The following is a 19819-nucleotide window of genomic DNA, read 5'->3' on the forward strand; positions in this document are numbered from 1 at the left end:
AATCTGAGACGACCGTTAATACGGGCATCGCGCTCCTACGACGGGCAACTGCCGGGTTTCGGTGCGCTGGCTGGCGGGGCGGTGGTCGGACGCAGGTTCCGAAACCCGCGACGGACCCGGGCGGGTGGGCGTCGCTCGGGTGCCGCCGGCCGCTCATGGCCGACGCAGGTCCGCGACGAGGGGTCGCGCGAGGCGTAGCTGGGTGTAGCCGGTGATGATCAGCCAGGTCCACCGGTGGCGGCTTCGGTGGTGCGGCTTTTCGGCCGGTCCATCCCAGGTCTGTTTGAACAGCCGGAATGCCCTTCCCCTCGTAGCGTGGAGGTCGGAGCTTGAGGTGATCTTGATGGACAGAGGTTCACGGCTGAGGCGAGAAGCCAGTTCGATCCGGCGTTCCGGGCAGGGCGCGGCACGTATCGTGCGGAAGACGGGTAAATCGATCGCTCAGGTCGCCCGCGACCTGGGTGTCGATAGCGGAACCCCAGCAAACTGGGGGCGAAAAGGGACGTCAATTCGCGGTGAGGCCGCTGCCGGGCAGTTGGGCCGAGGACGAGCAGGCGGAGCTGGCCCGGCTACGGCGGGAGAGGCGGAGCTGGCGATGGAGCGTGATGTCCTCGAGCGATCCGTGGTCCTGCGGGTCAGGGAAGCAACGGGCCGGTGAGCGTGGCCCCCTTCATCGCTTCCCAGAGGGCCGAGCATTCCGTGCCGCACGACTCCGCCCGGGCCTGCGCCCGATGGAAGGTATACCAGTCGATGGGCCGCGTCGGTCGTACTTCGACGACGCCGTCGCCGTCGCCGTCGCCGTCGCCGTCGCCGTCGCCGTCGCCGAGGTCAGCTTTTCCACCATCAAGGTCGAGTACGGACGCCGCCGCCACTTCCGCACCGCACCGAAGCACGCCTGAAGATCGCCACCTGGATCACCGACTTCCACAACCGTCCTGAGCGCCGTATTAACGGTCGTCTCAGGTTCGCTCGGTATGAATTTGGCATCAGATAGGCGATGTAACCCGTGCGTAGGAGGCTGGTGATGGCGGTCAACGCAGCGCCGTCCGGGAAAGCGCCGGCCGGTCGGTTGGCCGGCCGGTGGGTGCCGTGGTTGGCGGGCGGCTCGTGGGTGGCGCCGGCAAAGCGGTGAAGCACCACCGGTTTCATGGAGCACCCTGTGAGGTTCGAGAGCTGTTTCAACGGTCCACCGGCGGGCCACTTCACGAAGCGGTTCGGCTGCCCTGAAGCACCTTGTGAAGCAGCCGGTGGTTGCCCGTAGGGCAGCTGCTCGCGGTGAAGGAGCCCGTCCTGGGGCGTGTGGCGGACAGCAGGAGTCAGTCACGGTAGCGCGGGCGTGAACTCACTGTTGGCGCGCCCAACCGGTTTTCGCCCTCCACCGCCGGGCAGCCGGCCGAGGCAGCTTGCCCATGGCCACATCGATGGGCGCTGCGCGCTGAGACTCACCGACCGACTCTCGGTATCGAGGGCGTACCTGGCCGGAAGAAAGCTTCGGGGCAACCCCAGGCCGGCTAGGTGGATCCCGGTCTCCGGTCCTCAGCTAGAGCTACAACTCCAGATCCCTTACGGAACCCTGATCAACCACTCATCGGAGGTCTCGTGTCCTCAGGTCCAGATTCCACGGTCGTCGATCGGCAGTCCGGGAGCGCGCTGTCAGCCACCGCTGATAACGCTGCGGCCATGCTCGTCGGCGCCGTCAAGCGATACGGCTCCGGCCAGTCGGCCGTCGTCGCGCTCGACGACGTCACTATCGCGTTTCCGGCGGGGAAGTTCACGGCGGTGATGGGCCCGTCGGGTTCGGGAAAGTCGACGATGATGCACTGCGCCGCCGGGCTGGACCAGCTGACGTCGGGCCGCGCACTCGTCGGCAACACCGATCTGTCGACCCTCGACGACCGCGAGTTGACCAGGCTGCGCCGAGAACGGATCGGGTTCGTGTTCCAGGCGTTCAATCTCGTGGCGACGCTCACGGCCAAGGACAACATCTGCCTGCCGTTGACGTTGTCGGGGCGCCGGCCGAGTCTCGCAGTGCTCGATCAGGTCGTGTCGCTGCTGCGCCTCGGTGATCGCATGCATCATCGGCCGACTGAGCTCTCGGGTGGCCAGCAACAGCGAGTCGCCGTCGCCCGGGCGCTGGTCGCCCAGCCGCAGGTGGTTTTTGCCGACGAGCCCACCGGCAACCTCGACACCCGCTCCGGACAGGAGATCCTCGGATTCCTGAGATCAGCAGTCGATCTGCATCACCAGTCGATCGTGATGGTCACGCACGATCCCAACGCCGCTGCCTGGGCGGACCACGTCGTGTTCGTCGTCGACGGCCGAGTGCACGACGTGATGGATCACCCATCGGCCGATTCGGTGATCGACTTGATGAAGGGCCTGGAGCGATGAGCCAGATGATGCGGAGTGCGGCTCGAAGCGTGCTCGCGAGTCGAGGTCGGTTCGTGCTAACGGGCACGGCGATCACGCTGTCGGTGGCGTTCCTCGTCGCGACGCTGGTGCTGTCCGACTCGATGCGTGGCCGAGCGGCCGGTGACATCGCCGAAGCGTTGGCCGGGACGGACGCCGTGGTGCAGGGCGTCGTCCTCGGCGAGCCCGGCGGAGGGCCGGGAGATCCGGAAAGGTCGGTTCGGCGATCGCTGGATCCCGACATCACCGAGCGCGTGACTACGGTCGATGGCGTCGACGGGGCCGCCTCCCAATGGGTCGGCTTCGCGAAGCTGGTCGTCGACGGATCGTCGGTCGGAACCGGCACGGCGAGCGACGTCGGTCGCAACTGGGTCGCCGACCCGGCGCTCAATCCGTTCCGGCTCACGAGCGGACGACCACCGATCGAGGTCGGAGAGGTCGTGATCGATCGATCGATCGCCGGTGACGCAGGCTTGGCTCCGGGTGACGTCGTACAGGTCCTGACCACGACGGGGATACACGACGCGACGATCACCGGTGTCGCGACGTTCGCGTCGGCGGACGCGGCACCACTGCAGCGAACGGTGTTGTTGCCCGATGGAGCGGTGTCCGCCTGGCTCGACACTGCGGCGCCGACGGAGGTGCTCGTCAACGTCGCGGAGGGCGCTGACCGCGCCGAGGTACTCGACCGATTGTCGGCGCTGACCGATGCCGAGGTCATCGACGGGCCCGACCACATCCGGACGATGCAGGACGCCGCGACCTCACCCCTGCAGTTCCTGACCGTGTTCCTCCTGGCATTCGCCGTGGTCGCGGTGTTGATCGCTGTGACGATCATCTTCAACACGTTCGCGCTCACCGTCGCCCGCCGCAGGCGGGAGTCGGGGCTGCTGCGTGCGATCGGTGCGGAACGACGTCAACTGCTCGGCGGAGTGGTGATCGAGGCAGCGCTCGTCGGGACGATCGCCACGCTCGCCGGCCTCGTGTCCGGGGTCGCGGGAGTGGGCGCGCTGCGCTGGCTCGTCGGACTCGCCGGGGTCACGTTGCTCACCGGGCCGTCGATCGTGACCACGACCTCGATCGCGGTCGCCGCGACCGTCGGTATCGGCGCAACGATCCTGTCGGCATGGATCCCGGCTCGCCGCGCGGCGGCGACACCGCCCATCGAGGCGCTGCGCGAGAGCGCGGCGGAACCCCGGGTCGTCAGCCCGGCGCGAACTGCGAGCGGGCTCGTGCTCGCCGCGGCGGCGATCGCTGGAGGAGCTGTGGCTGTGGTGCTCTCGAGCGCGACGTGGGTCATGTTCGTCGCCGCCATCGTCCCGGCACTCGTGCTGTGCGGCCCGGCGATTGTGACCGCCGCAGCGCGTGGGAGCGCTCGGGTGGCCCGCCGCGCCGCCGGTGTGTGTGGCTCGATCGCAGCAGGCAATCTGGCTGCGAGCCCCCGTCGATCGGCGTCGACGGCGCTCGCGCTCATGCTCGGCACCGCGATGGTCACAATGTTCGCCATCTTCGCGAGTTCACTGACGAGCGCGGTCGAGACGGACGTTCGTGACGGACTGCAGGCAGACCTGGTGGTCACGTCGGCGACCGCCGACTTCCCGACGATCGACCCCACCCTGGCCGGCCGGATCGCAGCGCTGCCCGACGTCGACGCAGTCGCTGCGCTGTCGATCGCCGAAGGGATCGTGGCAGGGAAAGCCGAGGCGATCGGCGGCATCGACCCGACGGCACTGCCCACCATGTTCGACCTCGACCCGATCGCCGGCGACCTCGCCGACCTGAGCGAGGGGGGCGTGGCCGTGGTCGGCGACGACCCGACACTGCTCGGCGGCACCCTCGCGATCGCGTTCGAACGCTCGACACTCGAGGCGCCGATCGTTGCCGTGGTCGCGAGGAGCACCGGCGGTTTCGAAGCCCCTTTGTACTTCTTCGACCGTGCGACACTCGACGCATCGGTCGGTCGCCTGCTCGACGCTCTGTTGTTCGTCGACCTTGCCGACGGAGTGGTCGCGGACGCCGAGGAAGACGTGAGGGCGCTGGTCCGAGCCACGCCCGGATCATTCTTCGAGACCCGGGCAGAACACGTTGCCAACAGCGGGAGCGAGATCGCCGCGTTCCGGAACTTCATCGACGGGATGCTCCTCCTCGCGAGCTTCATCGCGCTCCTCGGAGTCGCCAACACCACGGCGCTCGCAATCAATGAACGTTCTGGAGAGTTCGGGCTGCTGCGAGCGGTCGGCGCGACTCGCCGAGAGTTGCGTCGAATCGTGCGACTCGAGGTGGCACTCCTGTCGTTCGTGGCAGCATCGATCGGTATCGCCGTCGCAGTCGGCTTCGGCTGGGCGCTGATCGACGTCACCGGTGGCGCGGAGATCCCATCCGTCGTCGTACCGTGGTCTCGCCTCGCAGTGACGCTCGTCGTTGCGGTCGCGGCCGGTGTCGTCGCCGCGGCATGGCCCGCGTTCCGGGTCTCCCGGGTGCCCGTGCTCGAGCTGGCGGGCCGGGACCGCTGAAGCACAGGTCCTGCGCCTGGACCGAGCGGCCACGACCGGCCCGAGTGCAGGGACCTCCCGGCGGAGTACGCGCCCGCCCTGTGGCTGATGAAGCGGCTGGGAACTACGGTCGTGCCCTCGTGGGACGCGCGAGATGAAGTGCTAAACCGGCCGGGTTAGTCTCAGATTGTAGGCGAGGATGACGGCCTGGATCCGGTCCCGTGCGCCAATCTTGGCGAGGACCCGCCCGACGTGGGTCTTCACCGTCGACTCCGACAGCGTGAACCGTTGCGCGATCTCGCCGTTGGTGAGGCCGTGGCCGATGGCGACGAGGACCTCGCGCTCGCGGTCGGTCAGGAAGTCCAGCCGGGGATCCTCCCGCACGGACCCGCAGAGGTCATCGTCGAGCTGGTCGGCGAGCGCGTCGAGCAGCCGCCGCGTCAGCGCCGGCGCGATCACCGAGTCCCCGGCGGCGACGGCCCGGATGCCGGCGAGCAGTTCCTCCGGGCGGATGTCCTTGAGCAGGAAACCGCTCGCCCCGGCCCGCAGTGCGGCGAACGCGTAGCGGTCCGAGTCGAACGTCGTCAGCACCAGGACCCGCGAACGCCCACCGGCAGCGACGATGCGCCGGGTTGCCTCGATCCCGTCGACGCCCGGCATACGGATGTCCATCAGCACCACGTCGGGACGCAGCTCCGTGATCCGACGAACGGCCTCGGCGCCGTTCTCAGCCTCGCCGACGATCTTGGTGTCGGGGGTGTTCTCCAGCAGCATGCGAAAGCCGAAGCGCTGCAGCGGCTGGGCGTCCGCCACGAGTACAGAGATCATGAATGGCTGCCTTTCAGGATCAGTTGATCCGTCGTGCCTCCGGCCGGGGCCGGCACTGACCGTGCCGCCGTGAAGCGCGCGCGTTCGGCCATGCCGACGAGGCCGAGACCCGTATCGCCCGGCGATGCCTACTTCATACCGAGCGATCCTGAGACGACTGTTAAAACGGCGTTCAGGCCGGTTGGTCGAGGGCGCGGCTTCGTCGGCTGGCCGCGGCCGTGCACGCTTAGCCCTCTGCTACCTCGCGCTCGACAAGATCGAAATAAACAGCAAAGAGCCCGGCCGATATCTCGACCGGGGCATGAAATGCCAGCTCGCGGCATCGTCGGGCCCGCCCTCGCCCCGGACAGCCCTCACATCCTCGAACAGCTCGGCGGGAGGCCGCAGTCAGGCGACCCCGAGCCCCGCCACCCCGGCCAGAACCCGGGCCACATGGATCCGGGCAGGATGACGACCAGCACCGCCGTCACCCGGGCCCGTCGAACCTGATCACCTGAGGGCGGCACCAGGGGGTCGGGGAAGAGATTGAAATTACATAGATAAATGTCGAAGCCCTGGCCAGCTTGCTGCTGGTCAGGGCCCTATTTGGTGCGCCGCCAGGGACTCGAACCCCGAACCCGCGGATTAAGAGTCCGCTGCTCTGCCAGTTGAGCTAGCGGCGCTCGCTGACAACGGGAGAAACCCTAACACGCGCCCACGGAAGGGCTCCAACCAGTTCCCCTCCTGGCCACCGTGACCACCACCGAGCGAGGCGATCCGGACAATCTACCCATAAGTTTCGGCATCCGGGGTCAAAACCGTGGCCGCGATAGGGCACGATGTCTCCCGGGATTCGAGTGGACCGAGGTGGGGATGGGCAGGAGCACACGCAACTGGGCGATGATCGTCGCTCTGGCGGTGGCAACGCCGTTCGGGGTAGCGGCCTGTGGCGGCGGGGCGGAGGAGAAACCGCAGTTCGAGGGGGGCAACGGGGCGGCGGCCGACCCGAGCACGACGCCGGCACCGCCGGCCGAGCCGATCGACCTCACGGTCACCCCGTCCGACGGCGCCAAGAAGCAGCCGGTCAGCGTCGAGATCGGTACCCGGATCAAGGGCGGCAGGATCGACGACGTCACCCTGACCCTCGCCGGCGGCGGTGCGGTCAAGGGCGCCATGCGGCCGGACGGTTCCTCCTGGGTGCCGGCGGCGCCGCTGAAGTATGCCAAGACCTACACCGCTCAGGTCACCGCGACCTCTCCGTCCGGGCAGACCGAGACCAGGACGACATCGTTCAGCACCATGGCCAAGCCGAAGTCGGTGATCGGCTCCGGCCTCTACCTCTTCGACGACAAGACCTACGGCGTGGCCATGCCGGTGGTGGTGGAGTTCTCCCCAGGCATCCTCAAGAAGGACCGGGCAAAGGTGCAACAGCGGATGTTCGTCGAGTCTGACCCGCCGCAGCCGGGAGCCTGGCACTGGGTCTCCAACGGCACCCAGGCCTACTACCGCGCCCCGGAGTACTGGCGGCCGGGCACAAAGCTCTCCGTACGGATCGGCCTGGAGGGGATCCCGCTGAGCAACGGCCGGTACGGCAACGTCGACCGCAGTGCGACCGCCAAGATCGGCAGCCGGTTCGAGATGAAGGTCGACAACAAGACCAAGAAGATGACGGTCCTCGAGGACGGCAAGCTGGTCCGGACCATCCCGGTGAGCCTCGGCAAGAAGAGCACCCCCTCCTCCAGCGGCACGATGGTGGTGATGGAGAAGAAGGAGTCCACGGTCTTCGACACCCGCGACGACCCGGACCCGGCGAACCGTTACGTAACCGATATCGACTTTGCCCAGCGCCTGACCTGGGGCGGGGAGTACATCCACGCCGCACCATGGTCGGTGGGCGACCAGGGACGGCGTAATGTTTCGCACGGCTGCGTCAACGTCTCCACCGCGCACGCCCGCTGGCTCTTCGAGAAGACCAAGACCGGTGACCCGGTGACGGTGAGCGGCACCGAGCGCAAGCTGGCCGCCGGCAACGGCTGGACGGCCTGGAACCTGCCCTGGAAGGAGTATGTCAAGGGCAGTGCCCTGCCGGTCCCCGCCGACCTCGGCACATGACGGGACGAACGCACCGGACGGGACGAACGCACCTGACGGGACGAACGCACCGGACGGGACGAACCGGCCTCGGCACCTGACGGGACGGGATCGGGAAGCGCCATCGACATTCGCGGCGCCAACGGACCAACCGCCTCTGCCCGATGGTGTTCTACCGCACGGCGGGAAACGAAAACGTGCTCACCAGCGTCTGTGAAAGAGGATGGCTTCGGGGACGGGTGGGTAGAGCTGTGGGAAAACCAGCACTGTGAGGGGATCATGCAAGCAGGCCGAGATCAGTTGATCCGTCGTACCTCCGGCCGGGGTTTCGCGACGCGGCGCCGACCTGCGCCGCTCCAGATGCTCGCCTCGGTCCTGCTCGCCGCCGCTCTTGCGGTCACCGCGACCGCCTGCACGGGTGACGGCGACAAGGGTGGCGGTCCGTCCTTCCAGGGTGGCAGCGAGGCCGAGGAGAAGCCGAAGGCCTCCGCCGAGATCACCGCGCCGGCTGCGGACGCCAAGGACGTTCCCGCCGCCGCGGAGATCACCTTCAGCAGCAAGGACGCCGTCGAGACCACCGTCGAGCTCAAGAACGCGGCCGGTGAGGCCGTCAAGGGCGCCCTCACTCCGGCCGGGACGTGGCTGCCGGAGAAAGCGCTCGAATACGGTACGACGTACACCGCGACCGTGACCGCGACCGGCGACGACGGCAAGCCGGCGACGGTGACCAACACCTTCACCACCATGGCCGAGCCGAAGAACCAGGTTCGGGTGACGAGCTTCCTCGGTGACGGCCAGACGGTCGGGGTCGGCATGCCGTTGATCGTCAAGTTCGGCCGGGCCATTCCGGAGGACTACCGGGACGACGTGCAGCGCCGGATGACCGTCAAGGCCACCCCGGCCCAGGAGGGGATCTGGCACTGGGTCAGCCCGACCGAGGTGCGCTTCCGCCCGAAGACCTACTGGAAGGCGAACAGCAAGATCTTCTACAAGATCCAGGCCGGCGGGCTGCCGATGGGCGACGGCTGGTACGGCCGGGCCGACCTCACCGTCGACATCAAGACCGGGCCGGCGGTGATCATGACCGTCGACAACAAGACCAAGAAGATGACGGTTACCAAGGACGGCAAGGTCATCAAGACCATCCCGGTGAGCCTGGGCAAGAAGAGCACCCCGTCCTCCAGCGGCACCATGGTGGTCATCGAGAAGCTCAAGGAGACCGTCTTCGACACGCGGGACGATCCGAACCCGGAGAACCGCTACGTCACCGACATCGAGTACGCCCAGCGGCTCACCTGGGGTGGCGAGTTCATCCACGCCGCACCGTGGTCGGTCGCCTCGCAGGGGCGTACGAACGTGTCGCACGGCTGCGTCAACATGTCCACGGCGAACGCGAAATGGCTCTTCGGGCAGACCCGGGTCGGCGACCCGATCGTGGTAAAGGGCACCGAGCGGAAGCTCCAGAACGGCAACGGCTGGACCGACTGGAACATGAGTTGGGACGACTACGTCGACGGCAGCGCGATCCCGGTCGGGGAGACGACGGCAACGCCGAGCACCGAGCCGGCCGTCACCGGCTGACCGGGCACGACGACGGTCTGACCGGCCCGACGACGAGCCCACCAGCGACGATCGAGGCCCCCTCCCAACGGAGGGGGCCTCGATCTGTGCGGACTGCGGACCAGATCCGCCGGCAGGGTGACTGATGGGATTTGAACCCACGACACCCGGGACCACAACCCGGTGCTCTGCCAACTGAGCTACAGCCACCATGTTCAGTTGAAGATATGAGCGTCCGCCATCACCGGGTCGGCAGACCCGGCGGGGCGACGACCAATGATAGCCATATCCCGTCCTGCGCCGTCGACCGGGTTACGCCCCCCGGGCCGGCCGGGCAGAACAGGGCACAGCCGGGCCGGGCAGAACAGGGCACAGCCAAGGTTCAGAGTTCGGCGGCGATCGCCTTGGCGGTGTCGACGTCCGGGCCGGGCAGCGGCACGAAGACCGTCCGCCGGTAGTACTCCAGCTCGCGGATGCTCTCCCGGACGTCGGCCAGGGCCCGGTGGGCCAGCCCTTTCGCGGGCTGCCCGAAGTAGACCCGGGGGTACCAGCGGCGGCAGAGCTCCTTGATCGACGATACGTCGATCATGCGGTAGTGCAGGTGGGTGTCGAGTCGGGGCATGTCCCGGGCCAGGAATCCCCGGTCGGTGGCTATGGAGTTGCCGCAGAGCGGCGCCGTCCGCGGGTCCTTGACGAACGCGGTGACGTAGTCCAGCACCAGGTCCTCCGCCTCGCGCAGGCTCACGACCGACCGGCGTACCTCCTCGGTCAGCCCCGACCGCTCGTGCATCGCCCGGACGATCTCCGGCATCCCGGCCAGCGCCTGCTCGTCGGCGTGGATCACCACGTCCACGCCCTCGCCGAGCACGTTGAGATCACGGTCGGTGACCAGCGCGGCGACCTCGATCAAGGCATCCTTGCCGAGGTCGAGCCCGGTCATCTCACAGTCGACCCAGACGAGAAGATCAGCCACGACGATCAGACTACGCGCAGCCCCGGAACCCGCGCCTCAACGCTGCGGACAGATCGGCCCGCTAGGGTTCTTTCGTGCCAGCCGATCCCCCCGCGCCCCCCGCCAGTAACCAGGACGATCCCGGCGGCCGCACCGCCCGCCAGCTCATCGTCGTGGTGCTGGTCGCCGCGGCGGTGCCGCTGCTCTATCTGGCCGGCACCCCACACCACTTCTACGACCTCAAGATCTATATGAGCGCGATGCGGTGGTGGGCGGAGGGAAACCCGCTCTACGACTACGTGCAGGCCGACCTCCTGCAGGGCGAGCTGTACTTCACCTATCCCCCCTTCACCGCCCTGCTGCTGCGCCCCTTCGCCGCGTTGCACATCAACGTGACGATTTTCCTCTTCACCGCGCTGACCATCCTGGCCCTCCTGGTCACCACCTGGTGGCTCGTCTCGTCGGTCGCCGACCGGCACGGGGTGTCCCGATGGTTCGCGGCCGGACTCGCCGTCCCGCTCGTCTTCGCCGTGGAGAGCACCCGGGAGACCATCGGCTTCGGCCAGATCAACATGCTGCTCGTGGTGCTGGTCCTGGCCGACCTGCTCTTCGCCGTACCTCGGAACTCGCGTTGGGCGGGCGTCGGGATCGGGCTGGCGACGGCGCTCAAGCTCTATCCGGGCATTTTCATCGTCTATCTGCTCGTCACCCGGCGGTGGCGGGCGGCGCTGGTCTCCAGCGTGACCGCCGCCGGTGCGACTCTGCTGGCGGCGGCGATCGCCCCCGGCGACTCCTGGCGGTTCTGGACCCACGAGCTCTGGCTCACCGACCGGGTCGGCCGGCCCGACTACACCGGAAACCAGTCGCTGTTCGGGCTGCTCAACCGCTTCACCACCCCGGAGCGGCCGAACCAGGCACTCTGGCTGGCGCTGGCGGTCGCCGTCGCCGCCTACGGCCTGTGGCGGGCGGCCCGCGCGGCCCGGGCCGGTGACGAGGTCGCCGGTCTCACCCTGACCGGGCTGGTCGCCGTGCTGGTGAGCCCGATCACCTGGACCCACCACGCGTACTGGTTCATCCCCGCCGTGGTGGTGCTGGTCGACGCCGGGCTCCGGTCCCCCGATCCGGTCTCCGGCGCGGCCGGGCGCCGCCGCAGCGTCGCACTGCTCTTCCTGGCCGCCCTGGTCACCGCCGTGATCGTGTACGGAGTGGTCTCCTACTACGACTGGGGACGCGCCTTCGATCGGACGGACACGCCCGGCGAGTTCCTGCTGCGCAACCTCTACGTGCTCGTCGCGCTGCTCCTGCTGGTCGTCCTACCGATTCGACACGCGTCATCGGGCGTGCCTGCGGCCAGCGAGGCCGCAAAACATGAACCAAGCATCCGGCAGTAGCAGAAGTTGCGCCAAATGGACAGATCTATCTACTAGCCCAGCATGCGGCTAATCTAGGGACAACACCTAAAACGTCCCTTCGGTACACCGATCCCCCGGTGAAGGTGGCCCCCCGTGTCGGCAGCGCGGGGGGCCACTTGCCACCCGTCCCCCCTGATGAAGGCTTCGCGGCCGGCCAGAGGGCGTCGGTCCGTGCCGGCAGGGTGCCAAGGCGCACACCGCGAGGCGGCCAGGAGCAGAGGCAGCGAGGCGCTCAGAAGCAGAGGCAGCCGCCAGCGGTCGTCGGGTGTCGTCAGGTCGCCGTACCGGCTCGCCCTCCGGCGATTTGCTCGGCGGCCTCCGGCCACCCTGGTGCCGGCTGGTTCGGCAGGCTCTCCGAGTGCGCCGGCGCGGCCTCCGGCCGCATCGGCGCCGGGTCCGGGTGCACGGCCACCGCATCCGGACACTCCATGGCAGGCACCTCGTACGCGGGCCCGTGCGCCTGCGGGTGGGGCAGGGCGGCGCGGGTCGGAAGTGGGACTGCGGCGCCACGCGGCGCCGATCCGGGGATGGCCGGGCGCAGTGCGATCTGCCGGATCGGCCACCCGCTCTCGGGCTCGGCCGGCGGCGGGGCGGTCGATGCGACGGGCGTCTGGCTGACCGGTGCCGCCGGCTGCGGGATGGGTGAGGACTCCGGCCGCTGCATGGGCGGCGGCGTACTCGTCGAATCGTCGGTCCTGCCGGCTGCCGGGACGGGCGCCGGTCGGGGTGGCCCGGGCATCGGCGGAGCCGGCGCCGGCAACGGTGGCGTCGGTGCGGGTGCCGGCACCGGCGTGGGCGGTGGTTCCGGCGCCGGGGCGGGCGCGGGCGCCGGGGCGGGGGCCCGACCGGCACCATACGGGGCATGATCCGGCGTCGCGGCATGACTCGGCACCGCGCCGGAAGCTGGCGGCGCAGCAAGCCCCGGCGCCGCGCCGGAGACCGGCGGCGCAGCATGACTCGGCGCCGCGCCGGAGACCGGCGACACAGCAAGCCCTGGCGCCGCGCCGGAGATTTGCGGTGGAGCTGGAGCAGCGCCTGGACCTGAGGAGGCAGCGGCCACCGGCGCCGGTCCGGGCGTCGCCGCGTGCCGCGCGGGCGTGGTGGTACCGGTCGACAATCCGTTCGGCGGGTTCAGCGGCGGCCAGATCGGGCGTACCGGCGGCTTGGGGCGGGACGCCGCCCGTCCACCGGCAACCGACGGCGCCAGGACGTCCGCGAGCGTTGCCGGCCGGACCAGCGGCGTCACCCGGAGTACGGCGGGAGATCTCGTAGCCGTGGTCACCTCGTCCCGCTTCCGGACTGCCGCCTCCCGCACGGGCGGGATAGCGATGTCGGGCTGCTCCTGGTCAGTGCCCTCGTGGCCCTGCACGGTGCCGTCCCGGTCCCGCACCGGCCGTCGGGCCGGGTCCGTGGAGTCGCCGATCTCGTCCAGGGCGGCGACGCCGAGCCGGGCCGCGAGCGCCGGCACCTGGCCGGGTTCCACGACGAAGACCACCTCGCGGGGGCGCACCGGCCTGGCCAGCAACACAATGCCGAGCAGCACCAGCAGTCCTCCGGTGGCGAGCAGGGTCCAGACGACCGGATCGAGCCAACCGACGCGAACCTCGGCCCGCAGGTCGGCGGCGACCCCGGCCCTCCCGTCCGGACGCATGACGACCAGGCTGAGCCGGCGCCCTCGCAGGTCGTCGGCGGTCAGGTCCAGCGCACCGACACCGCTGCTGAGCCAGAGATCCTGCTCGCCGGGAAGCCCCGGAAGCCCGATGGGTTCGGGGAGCTCAGGGCGTCCGGGAGCACCGGGGGGTCCGGGGCGCTCCTGGGGGCGTCCGGCGTTCTGCCGCTGCTGCCGCTCGGGTGCCGGCTCGGCGACCTCGGCCGGGCCGACCCGCACCGGCAGGCTGCCCCGGGTCACGCTGACCCGGTCGACCTGGGCATGCGACGTGCCCGCGAGGTAGGCGGCCACCTCGGCGGCGGGCCCGAGCCCGATGAACACCGGCTCCGATCCGGTACGGGCGACGAGCCGCAACCCGCTCCGGGCGGCTGGCAGGAAGGGCGCGTCCCGGCCGAGCAGTGCGGCCAGGTCCGGTACGACGGCGGCGTGTCCATCCGTCGCGATCGGGTCCAGCCGGCCGCCGAAGGCCCCGTCGTCGCCACGCCGCTGCGACACCGTCCACAATGCGGCGCCGGCAAGGAGCACCGGCAGCCCGATCGCGAGCACGAGTATCCCGGCGATCATCCGTACGAAGCGCATACGCGTCTCTTTCTCTCCGGTCGCCTACCCGCCGACGACGATGTCCCCTTACCGGCGGGAGCCGCGGTACCCGCAGACCATACCGAGCTAAATCACATAAACACCGGATTATTGCCCGAAAACGCCGCCGGCCCGTCGGCAGTGGTGCCGACGGGCCGGCGAAGGATCTGCCCGGTGGTGCGGGAACGGCGTCCCGTGCGGTAGTGCAGGGCGACGGAGAGCCGCTGGGGTCAGACGGCCGGCGGAGCGTCCTGCCGGCGGGTACGGGCGAACGCCAGCCCGCCCAGCGCCAGACCGGCGAGACCGGCGACCAGGCCCGCGATCGCCAGGCCCAGCGCAGCGGAGTCCCCCTCGTCCTCGTCGTCGTCCGCGCCGGCGGGCTCCGCGACGACGTCCGGGCCGCTGGTCGCCGGCGCGCCGCCCTCGGACGCCGCCGGCACCAGCGTCAGCACCGGCGCGGGGTCGTTCTCCGGCTCGCTACCGTCGGCGGCCGGGGGCTCGATCCAGCGCGCGACGTTGCCGTCCGAGTAGTGCTGGAGCACCCGGAACACGAGCCGGTCGGTCTCGGGCAGCGGCCCCATCGAGACCGGGAACTCCTGGAACTCCCCCGGCTTGATGCCGGCGTCCGGCGCCGCCGTCCAGGTGATCTTGGAAACCACCTCGCTGACCTGACTGCCGTGTACCTCCACCGGCGGATTCACCGTGCGCTTCTCGACGGTCGCCGTCCAGCCCGGCATCGGCATCGTGGAGACCGAGGCGAGCGGCGCGTCCTCCGGGAACGTCACCTCCAGCTTCACGGTCGACGCGGTGTCGCTCTCGGTCGGCGCCCGGAACGCCACGCGACCGTAACCGCCCTGGGTCGCCTCTCTCGGGTTCACCGTGACGTGTGCGGACGCCGACGAGGCCAGCCCGAACACGCCGATCACGGCTGCTCCGAGCGCGAGGGCCGCGATGCGCGTGGCCCGACGGTGACGGATCATGTCGTACCTCTCTAGGTGATGGGCACGGTGCTACTCACCGTGGCCTGGTCGATATCCGATATCCGGACGGTGAAACTGAGCTCCCAGTTGCCCGCCCTCGGCAGGCTGATCTCGCCGATGGCATGGTTGTCGGCGATCGGCAGCAGGGCGATCTCGATGGGCTCTACGCCCTGCTCCGGCAGGGCCGCCGTGGCCCGCCACTGAACCACCGGCAGGGGCTTGTTGTCCGGCGTGTACGCGTAGAGGTGGACCGAGTTGATCCCGGTCTCCGCCGGGTCCACCTCGACCTGCAGCGAGTAGAGCGCACTCGTCAAGGTCGTGGAATAGTAGCCTGCTCCGCCGCCGTCACCGTACTCGCTGGCGGTCCGGGCCGGCGTCGTCTGCACCAGGACGGCGGAGAGCGCCAACACGACGGCGGTGATCGCGAGCTCCACCCAGACCGCCCGACGCAGCCGCCGACCCGAGGTGACCGGTGGGGCGGGGTCGTCGATGAGTACCGCCGTGGCGCTGGCCACGCCGCCGCCGGCCGCCACCACCCTGCCCGGTCCGTGCCGGCCGGCCCCGCCGCCCGGCCCGACCACCTCGTCGGGCCCGTCCGGTTCGGCGGCCGTGCCCGGCCCGTCGCGGTCGTCACCGTAACCGTCACCGTTGCCGTCGTCGCCCGGCCGGTAACCGCCGTCAGCCAGGCCCGGCTCGTCCGGGTCGTGCGGCTCGTCCGGGTCGTGCGGCTCGTCCGGCTCGTACATTAGCTCCGGGCTTTCGGCGAGGAGCCGGCGCCGGACCAACTGCCGGGAGTACGCGGCAACCGCGACCACCGCGGCGAAGAGCACCGCCTTGGCGATGATCAGCCGGCCGTACGTGGTCGACACCAGCGCGTCGAGCGTACTGACCTCGATCAGGGCTTGGACGATCCCGGCCAGCAGCAGCGCGGAGACGGCGACGGTCGCCCAGCGCGACCAGACCGGCAGGATCGCGTCGAGTTCCCGGTCGTTGGCGCGGCGGAGCAGGAACGTACCGAGCATCACCAGCCCGCCGAGCCAGACCGCCATGCCGGCCAGGTGGACGGCGTCGACGACCACCGAGACGGCCGGCACCGGCGAGGCCGCCGGGTGCCCGGCGATCGGCCAGGTCCCCAGGCCGGCCACGCCGAGCACGGTGAGCAGGATGTGATCACCCCGGCCGGCCCGGCCGGTGATCAGCGGGCGAAGCAGGATCGCCGCCGCGGCCAGGATGCCGAGCCGAACCAGATGGGCCGCGCCGAAGGTGCTGCCGAGCACGTCACTCAGCCCGCTGGCGGTGACCGCGAACGGCCCGGCACCGGTGGTGTACGGCACCTGGAGCCAGAGCCCCCCGACCGTGGAGAGCGCGATCAGCCCGATGCCGGTCCAGATCAACCGGCCCGGGCCGCGCCGGTCCAGCCGCCGGGGCCAGAGCAGGCTGAGCACCATCACGGGACCGACCAGCAGCAGCAGGCCGGCGTAGCCGAGGTACTTGAAGACCTCGACCGCCGTACCCACCACCGGGTGCACCTCGTCGGTGCCGGTGTCCGTGGGCGGCGTGGACGGGGCGCCGACCGAATAGGTGTACGCGCCGGCGACGGGATGGTTGTCCGCCGAGATCACCCGGTAGCTGACCAGATAGCTGCCCCGCGCCCCGTCCGGGTCGACGGGGATGGTGATGACCGCGCCGTTGAACGTCGGGTCACCCCGATCCACCCGGGCACCGTCCGGCCCGAGGACCCGGATCTTGCCCGGTACCTCGCGGACGGTCTCGCTGAAGGTGAGCACCACCTCGGCGGGGGTGTTGGGCAGCACCACGTCGGCGGCCGGACTGCTGCTCACCAGCACCGCGTGCGCACTGGCCGGGGCGGCCGGGCCGAGCAGCAGGCCGAGGGCGGCCAGCAGCAGGCCGAGGCTGGCACCGGCCCGGGCCAGCCGTCGGCGATTCGCAGGAATCATGCTCGTAATCGTGGCCGACGACCAGGTGCGTGCGCGACCTCGGGTCACCCCCGCCCCGCCCCGGTCACCCCGACCGCCCACACCACGCCTGGCTCGGCCACCCCACCGCCCCGGGAATCGTCGGCGCGCCGATGGTCGAGACCGCTACCGCCACTACGCACAGACAGATAGTCGGTCCCCGGTCCGGAAAAGTTCCCGGGCCCGCCGGATCGGGACGGATCGCCGGCTCTGTCCACCGGCACCGCCGCCGCTGGGTCCGTGATCCGGGCCCTGCGACGGCATCCCGAGGGATATGCGGGTAATCCCGGCGTGGTGCCGCACTGCCCACGTACCGTGGGTGAACACGATCTCACCGCGGAACGGCGACCCGGATGACCGATGCCACACCGGGGGCGGAACCCTCCCACCGATCAAGACGACTAAATGACTGTGACTGAGCGGAACACAGCGAGCACTCCGGCCCCGGGCGGCAGCCGATGGCTGACTCTCCGCCCATGGCTCGGCACGGCGGCCCGGCTCGGCCTCGCCGCGGTGTGGCTGGTCGCAGGCGGTTCCAAGGTCGGTGACCTCGCCGCCTCCGGCCGGGCGGTCAACGCGTACCAGCTGTTCCCGTACGACCTGGCGGTGGTGATCGGCGCGGCCCTGCCCTTCGTGGAGTTGGCGCTCGGGCTGATCCTGCTGCTCGGCCTCGCCACCCGGCTGGCCGCCGGGATCTCCGCCGCGCTCCTTGTGATCTTCATCGCCGGCATCGTCTCGGCCTGGGCCCGGGGCCTCTCCATCGACTGCGGCTGCTTCGGCAGCGGTGGCGACCTCGCCGCCGGTCAGCAGCCGACGTACGGCACGGAGATCCTGCGCGATCTCGGTTTCCTGGTGCTCGCCGGGTTCCTGCTGCTCTGGCCCCGTACGCCGATCTCGGTGGACGCGGCGCTCGGTCGGGACACCCCGGAGGAGGAGAACGATGACTGACCGGAACCGGAAGGGGCAGCGCCGCCCCGCTCGGGTCGTACGCGAACAGATGGCCCGGGAACGGCGCCGCAAGCGCACGCTCTGGACCTCGGTGGGCGCGGTCATCGTGCTGATCATCGCCGGCCTGATCGGCTGGGGCGTCTCCACCGCCCAGGACGCCGGGGACTTCACCCCGCCGGCCGGGGCCAATCCGGAGGGCACCGGCATCGTGGTCGGCTCCGGCCCGGTCAACATCGACGTGTACGAGGACTTCATCTGCCCGATCTGCCGGGAGTTCGAGCAGCAGGCCGGCGAGACGCTCGACCGGCTCGTCGCCGAGGGAAAGGCCCGGGTCACCTACCACCCGGTAGCGTTCCTCGACCGCTTCTCCAGCACCGAATACTCGACCCGCTCCTCCGCCGCCTCCGGCTGCGCGGCGCAGAGCGGCAAGTTTCGGGAGTACGCCGAGGCGCTCTTCGACCGGCAGCCGCCCGAGGGCGGTCCCGGGCTCAGCGACGAGCAGCTCGTCGAGGTCGCCGGCAGCGTCGGGCTGGGCCGGGACAGTTTCCGCAACTGCGTCGAGGAGAATACCTTCGAGAAGTGGACCGAGCATGTGACCGAGGAGGCGGCCCGGGCGGGGGTCACCGGCACGCCGACCGTGCTGGTCGCCGGCAACCGGGTGGCGGCGAGCCCCGAGGCGATCACGGCGGCGGTGGCAGCGGCCGGCGGATGAGCCGTCCACCCACCGGTGACCGGCGCCGGCCCGGATGGCCGGGCCGTTCCCGCTGGCCGGGCCGGGTCGGGCTGGCCCTGGTGGCTGGGGCGCTCGGGGCGCTCGGGGCGCTATGCACCGCGACGCCGGCCGCCGGGCACGCCGCCGACGCCCCGGACGGCACCAACTACCGCACCGCGATCACCGGCGTCAGCCCCGAGGTTCCCGGGCTGAGCGTACGGGTGGTGGAGGGTGGCGCCCGACTCGAACTCGAGAACCGGTCCGGCCGCACGATCGAGGTGCTCGGCTACGCCGGAGAGCCGTACCTGGAGATCCGCCCCGACGGCGTCTACGAGAACACGGTCTCGCCGGCGACGTACCTGAACCGGACCCTGCCCGGAGACGCCGCCGTGCCTGCCGAGGCCGACCCGGCCCGGCCCCCCTCCTGGCGGCGGGCCGGCACCGAGCCGGTGGTCCGCTGGCACGACCAGCGCACCCGCTGGCTGGAGGAGGCGCCGCCGGCCGGGGTCGCCGCCGACCCCGGCCGGTCGCACCGGGTACGCGACTGGGTCGTGCCGCTGCGCGACGGGCTCCGCCCCATCGAGCTGCGCGGCACGCTGGACTGGCTACCGCCGCCCGACCCGCTGCCCTGGTGGAGTGCCAGCCTGCTCGGTGCGCTCGCGATCGGCGCGCTCGGGTTGCTGCCCCGGGCATCCCGGCCGGGACGGCGGGCCACCGTCGCGCTGGCCGGGCTCGCCGGCATCGGCGGGGCGGCGGCGCTCGGCTTCGCGCTGGCCCGGGGGGCCGACGCCGGGCTCGGCGGGATGCTGCTCGGGTTGGTCACCGGGGAGCTCTGGCCCACCCTGACCGGCCTGGCCTCGCTGGCCGCCGGGGCGTACGCGCTGACCCGTCGACCGGCCGGCGACTTCGCGCTGGCCCTCGCCGGCACCTGTCTGGCGCTCTTCACCGGGGTGACCAACGCCGCGGTCTTCCTCCGTTCGGTGCTACCACTGCCCTGGCCGCCGACGCCGGCCAGGATCCTGGTCGCGGTGGTCATCGCGGTCGGCGGCGGGCTGGCCGCGGCCGGCGCGCTGCGGCTGCGGGCCGCGGGCCGCTCGGCCGGGATAGCCACCGTGGCCGCCGGAGCCGGCCGGTCACCGGCCCGCCGCTGGTCGGTCACCCTGACGACGGAGGAGCAGGCGGCCGGCTCGTCCCTCCGGCGTGCCGACGAACCGGCGTCAGGTGGTTAGCGC

The 19819-nt window shown here is 70.6% G+C and carries 14 protein-coding genes, 2 tRNA genes and 1 pseudogene; 9 read left to right on the forward strand and 8 right to left on the reverse strand.

Annotated elements, in window-relative coordinates; all coding sequences use genetic code 11:
• Positions 1-53 precede the first annotated feature (53 nt).
• Positions 54-297, reverse strand: a pseudogene (locus tag ACN28C_RS31675) (transposase); the annotation flags it as partial.
• 434 nt (positions 298-731) lie between these two features.
• On the opposite strand from ACN28C_RS31675, the gene ACN28C_RS31680 reads away from it, so the two are divergent.
• From ACN28C_RS31680 to ACN28C_RS31690, 3 genes are all read left to right on the forward strand, one after another.
• The gene (locus ACN28C_RS31680; RefSeq protein WP_422771152.1) at positions 732-899 is read left to right on the forward strand and encodes a hypothetical protein; all 168 of its coding nucleotides are present in this window, start codon (positions 732-734) and stop codon (positions 897-899) included.
• Between the two features lie 781 nt (positions 900-1680).
• Positions 1681-2391, forward strand: coding sequence for an ABC transporter ATP-binding protein (locus ACN28C_RS31685; protein WP_422771153.1), 711 nt, complete (start codon positions 1681-1683; stop codon positions 2389-2391).
• A complete protein-coding gene (locus ACN28C_RS31690) occupies positions 2388-4922 on the forward strand; it encodes an FtsX-like permease family protein (protein WP_422771154.1) in 2535 nt (844 codons plus the stop codon). The genes ACN28C_RS31685 and ACN28C_RS31690 overlap by 4 nt, the downstream gene beginning before the upstream one ends.
• 141 nt (positions 4923-5063) lie before the next feature.
• Here ACN28C_RS31690 and ACN28C_RS31695 read toward each other — a convergent pair whose 3' ends face one another.
• Positions 5064-5729: a response regulator gene (locus ACN28C_RS31695; protein WP_422771155.1), complete on the reverse strand. Its 666-nt coding sequence runs from the start codon at positions 5727-5729 to the stop codon at positions 5064-5066.
• Positions 5730-6315: 586 nt separating this feature from the next.
• Positions 6316-6391: transfer RNA gene (locus tag ACN28C_RS31700), tRNA-Lys, on the reverse strand.
• Positions 6392-6581: 190 nt separating this feature from the next.
• Between ACN28C_RS31700 and ACN28C_RS31705 the strand changes: the two genes are divergently transcribed.
• Together ACN28C_RS31705 and ACN28C_RS31710 are read left to right on the forward strand one after the other, a co-directional pair.
• Positions 6582-7820 (forward strand): Ig-like domain-containing protein, encoded by a 1239-nt coding sequence (locus ACN28C_RS31705; RefSeq protein ID WP_422771156.1) that lies wholly within the window; start codon positions 6582-6584, stop codon positions 7818-7820.
• Between the two features lie 258 nt (positions 7821-8078).
• Positions 8079-9380, forward strand: coding sequence for an Ig-like domain-containing protein (locus ACN28C_RS31710; protein ID WP_422771157.1), 1302 nt, complete (start codon positions 8079-8081; stop codon positions 9378-9380).
• A gap of 116 nt (positions 9381-9496) precedes the next feature.
• Here the strand turns inward: ACN28C_RS31710 and ACN28C_RS31715 are convergent.
• Together ACN28C_RS31715 and orn are read right to left on the reverse strand one after the other, a co-directional pair.
• A tRNA-His gene (locus ACN28C_RS31715) sits at positions 9497-9569 on the reverse strand.
• 172 nt (positions 9570-9741) lie between these two features.
• Positions 9742-10338, reverse strand: a complete 597-nt coding sequence (gene orn, locus ACN28C_RS31720; protein WP_422774882.1) for an oligoribonuclease — start codon at positions 10336-10338, stop codon at positions 9742-9744.
• 68 nt (positions 10339-10406) lie between these two features.
• On the opposite strand from orn, the gene ACN28C_RS31725 reads away from it, so the two are divergent.
• Complete coding sequence (locus ACN28C_RS31725) at positions 10407-11702, forward strand: glycosyltransferase family 87 protein (RefSeq protein WP_422771158.1); 1296 nt, start codon at positions 10407-10409, stop codon at positions 11700-11702.
• A 292-nt stretch (positions 11703-11994) separates the two neighbouring features.
• Here ACN28C_RS31725 and ACN28C_RS31730 read toward each other — a convergent pair whose 3' ends face one another.
• The 3 genes from ACN28C_RS31730 to ACN28C_RS31740 form a co-directional block, all read right to left on the reverse strand.
• A complete protein-coding gene (locus ACN28C_RS31730) occupies positions 11995-13971 on the reverse strand; it encodes a hypothetical protein (RefSeq protein WP_422771159.1) in 1977 nt (658 codons plus the stop codon).
• Between the two features lie 230 nt (positions 13972-14201).
• Positions 14202-14951, reverse strand: a complete 750-nt coding sequence (locus ACN28C_RS31735; protein WP_422771160.1) for a YcnI family protein — start codon at positions 14949-14951, stop codon at positions 14202-14204.
• Positions 14952-14962: 11 nt separating this feature from the next.
• A complete protein-coding gene (locus ACN28C_RS31740; protein ID WP_422774883.1) occupies positions 14963-16918 on the reverse strand; it encodes a copper resistance CopC/CopD family protein in 1956 nt (651 codons plus the stop codon).
• Between the two features lie 420 nt (positions 16919-17338).
• Here ACN28C_RS31740 and ACN28C_RS31745 point away from each other — a divergent pair, with 420 nt between their 5' ends.
• From ACN28C_RS31745 to ACN28C_RS31755, 3 genes are read left to right on the forward strand one after another with little or no spacing between them, the layout of a single operon-like run.
• The gene (locus ACN28C_RS31745; protein WP_422771161.1) at positions 17339-17875 is read left to right on the forward strand and encodes a MauE/DoxX family redox-associated membrane protein; all 537 of its coding nucleotides are present in this window, start codon (positions 17339-17341) and stop codon (positions 17873-17875) included.
• Positions 17868-18587 carry a DsbA family protein gene (locus ACN28C_RS31750; RefSeq protein ID WP_422771162.1) on the forward strand — a complete coding sequence of 240 codons (720 nt, stop codon included), beginning with the start codon at positions 17868-17870 and terminating at the stop codon, positions 18585-18587. Before ACN28C_RS31745 ends, ACN28C_RS31750 begins: the two co-directional genes overlap by 8 nt.
• A complete protein-coding gene (locus ACN28C_RS31755) occupies positions 18584-19816 on the forward strand; it encodes a hypothetical protein (protein WP_422771163.1) in 1233 nt (410 codons plus the stop codon). The genes ACN28C_RS31750 and ACN28C_RS31755 overlap by 4 nt, the downstream gene beginning before the upstream one ends.
• Positions 19817-19819: the final 3 nt, after the last annotated feature.

Source organism: Plantactinospora sp. WMMC1484 (assembly GCF_049315195.1).
GTDB lineage: Bacteria > Actinomycetota > Actinomycetes > Mycobacteriales > Micromonosporaceae > Plantactinospora.

Bases quoted from the DNA above. Each gene is read 5' to 3' on its own strand.
- ACN28C_RS31685 (WP_422771153.1), top strand. From the start codon at position 1,681: ATGCTCGTCGGCGCCGTCAAGCGATACGGCTCCGGCCAGTCGGCCGTC.
- ACN28C_RS31680 (WP_422771152.1), top strand. From the start codon at position 732: ATGGAAGGTATACCAGTCGATGGGCCGCGTCGGTCGTACTTCGACGAC.
- ACN28C_RS31735 (WP_422771160.1), bottom strand. From the start codon at position 14,951: ATGATCCGTCACCGTCGGGCCACGCGCATCGCGGCCCTCGCGCTCGGA.
- ACN28C_RS31705 (WP_422771156.1), top strand. From the start codon at position 6,582: ATGGGCAGGAGCACACGCAACTGGGCGATGATCGTCGCTCTGGCGGTG.
- ACN28C_RS31750 (WP_422771162.1), top strand. From the start codon at position 17,868: ATGACTGACCGGAACCGGAAGGGGCAGCGCCGCCCCGCTCGGGTCGTA.
- ACN28C_RS31695 (WP_422771155.1), bottom strand. From the start codon at position 5,729: ATGATCTCTGTACTCGTGGCGGACGCCCAGCCGCTGCAGCGCTTCGGC.
- ACN28C_RS31730 (WP_422771159.1), bottom strand. From the start codon at position 13,971: ATGCGCTTCGTACGGATGATCGCCGGGATACTCGTGCTCGCGATCGGG.
- ACN28C_RS31755 (WP_422771163.1), top strand. From the start codon at position 18,584: ATGAGCCGTCCACCCACCGGTGACCGGCGCCGGCCCGGATGGCCGGGC.
- ACN28C_RS31710 (WP_422771157.1), top strand. From the start codon at position 8,079: ATGCAAGCAGGCCGAGATCAGTTGATCCGTCGTACCTCCGGCCGGGGT.
- ACN28C_RS31690 (WP_422771154.1), top strand. From the start codon at position 2,388: ATGAGCCAGATGATGCGGAGTGCGGCTCGAAGCGTGCTCGCGAGTCGA.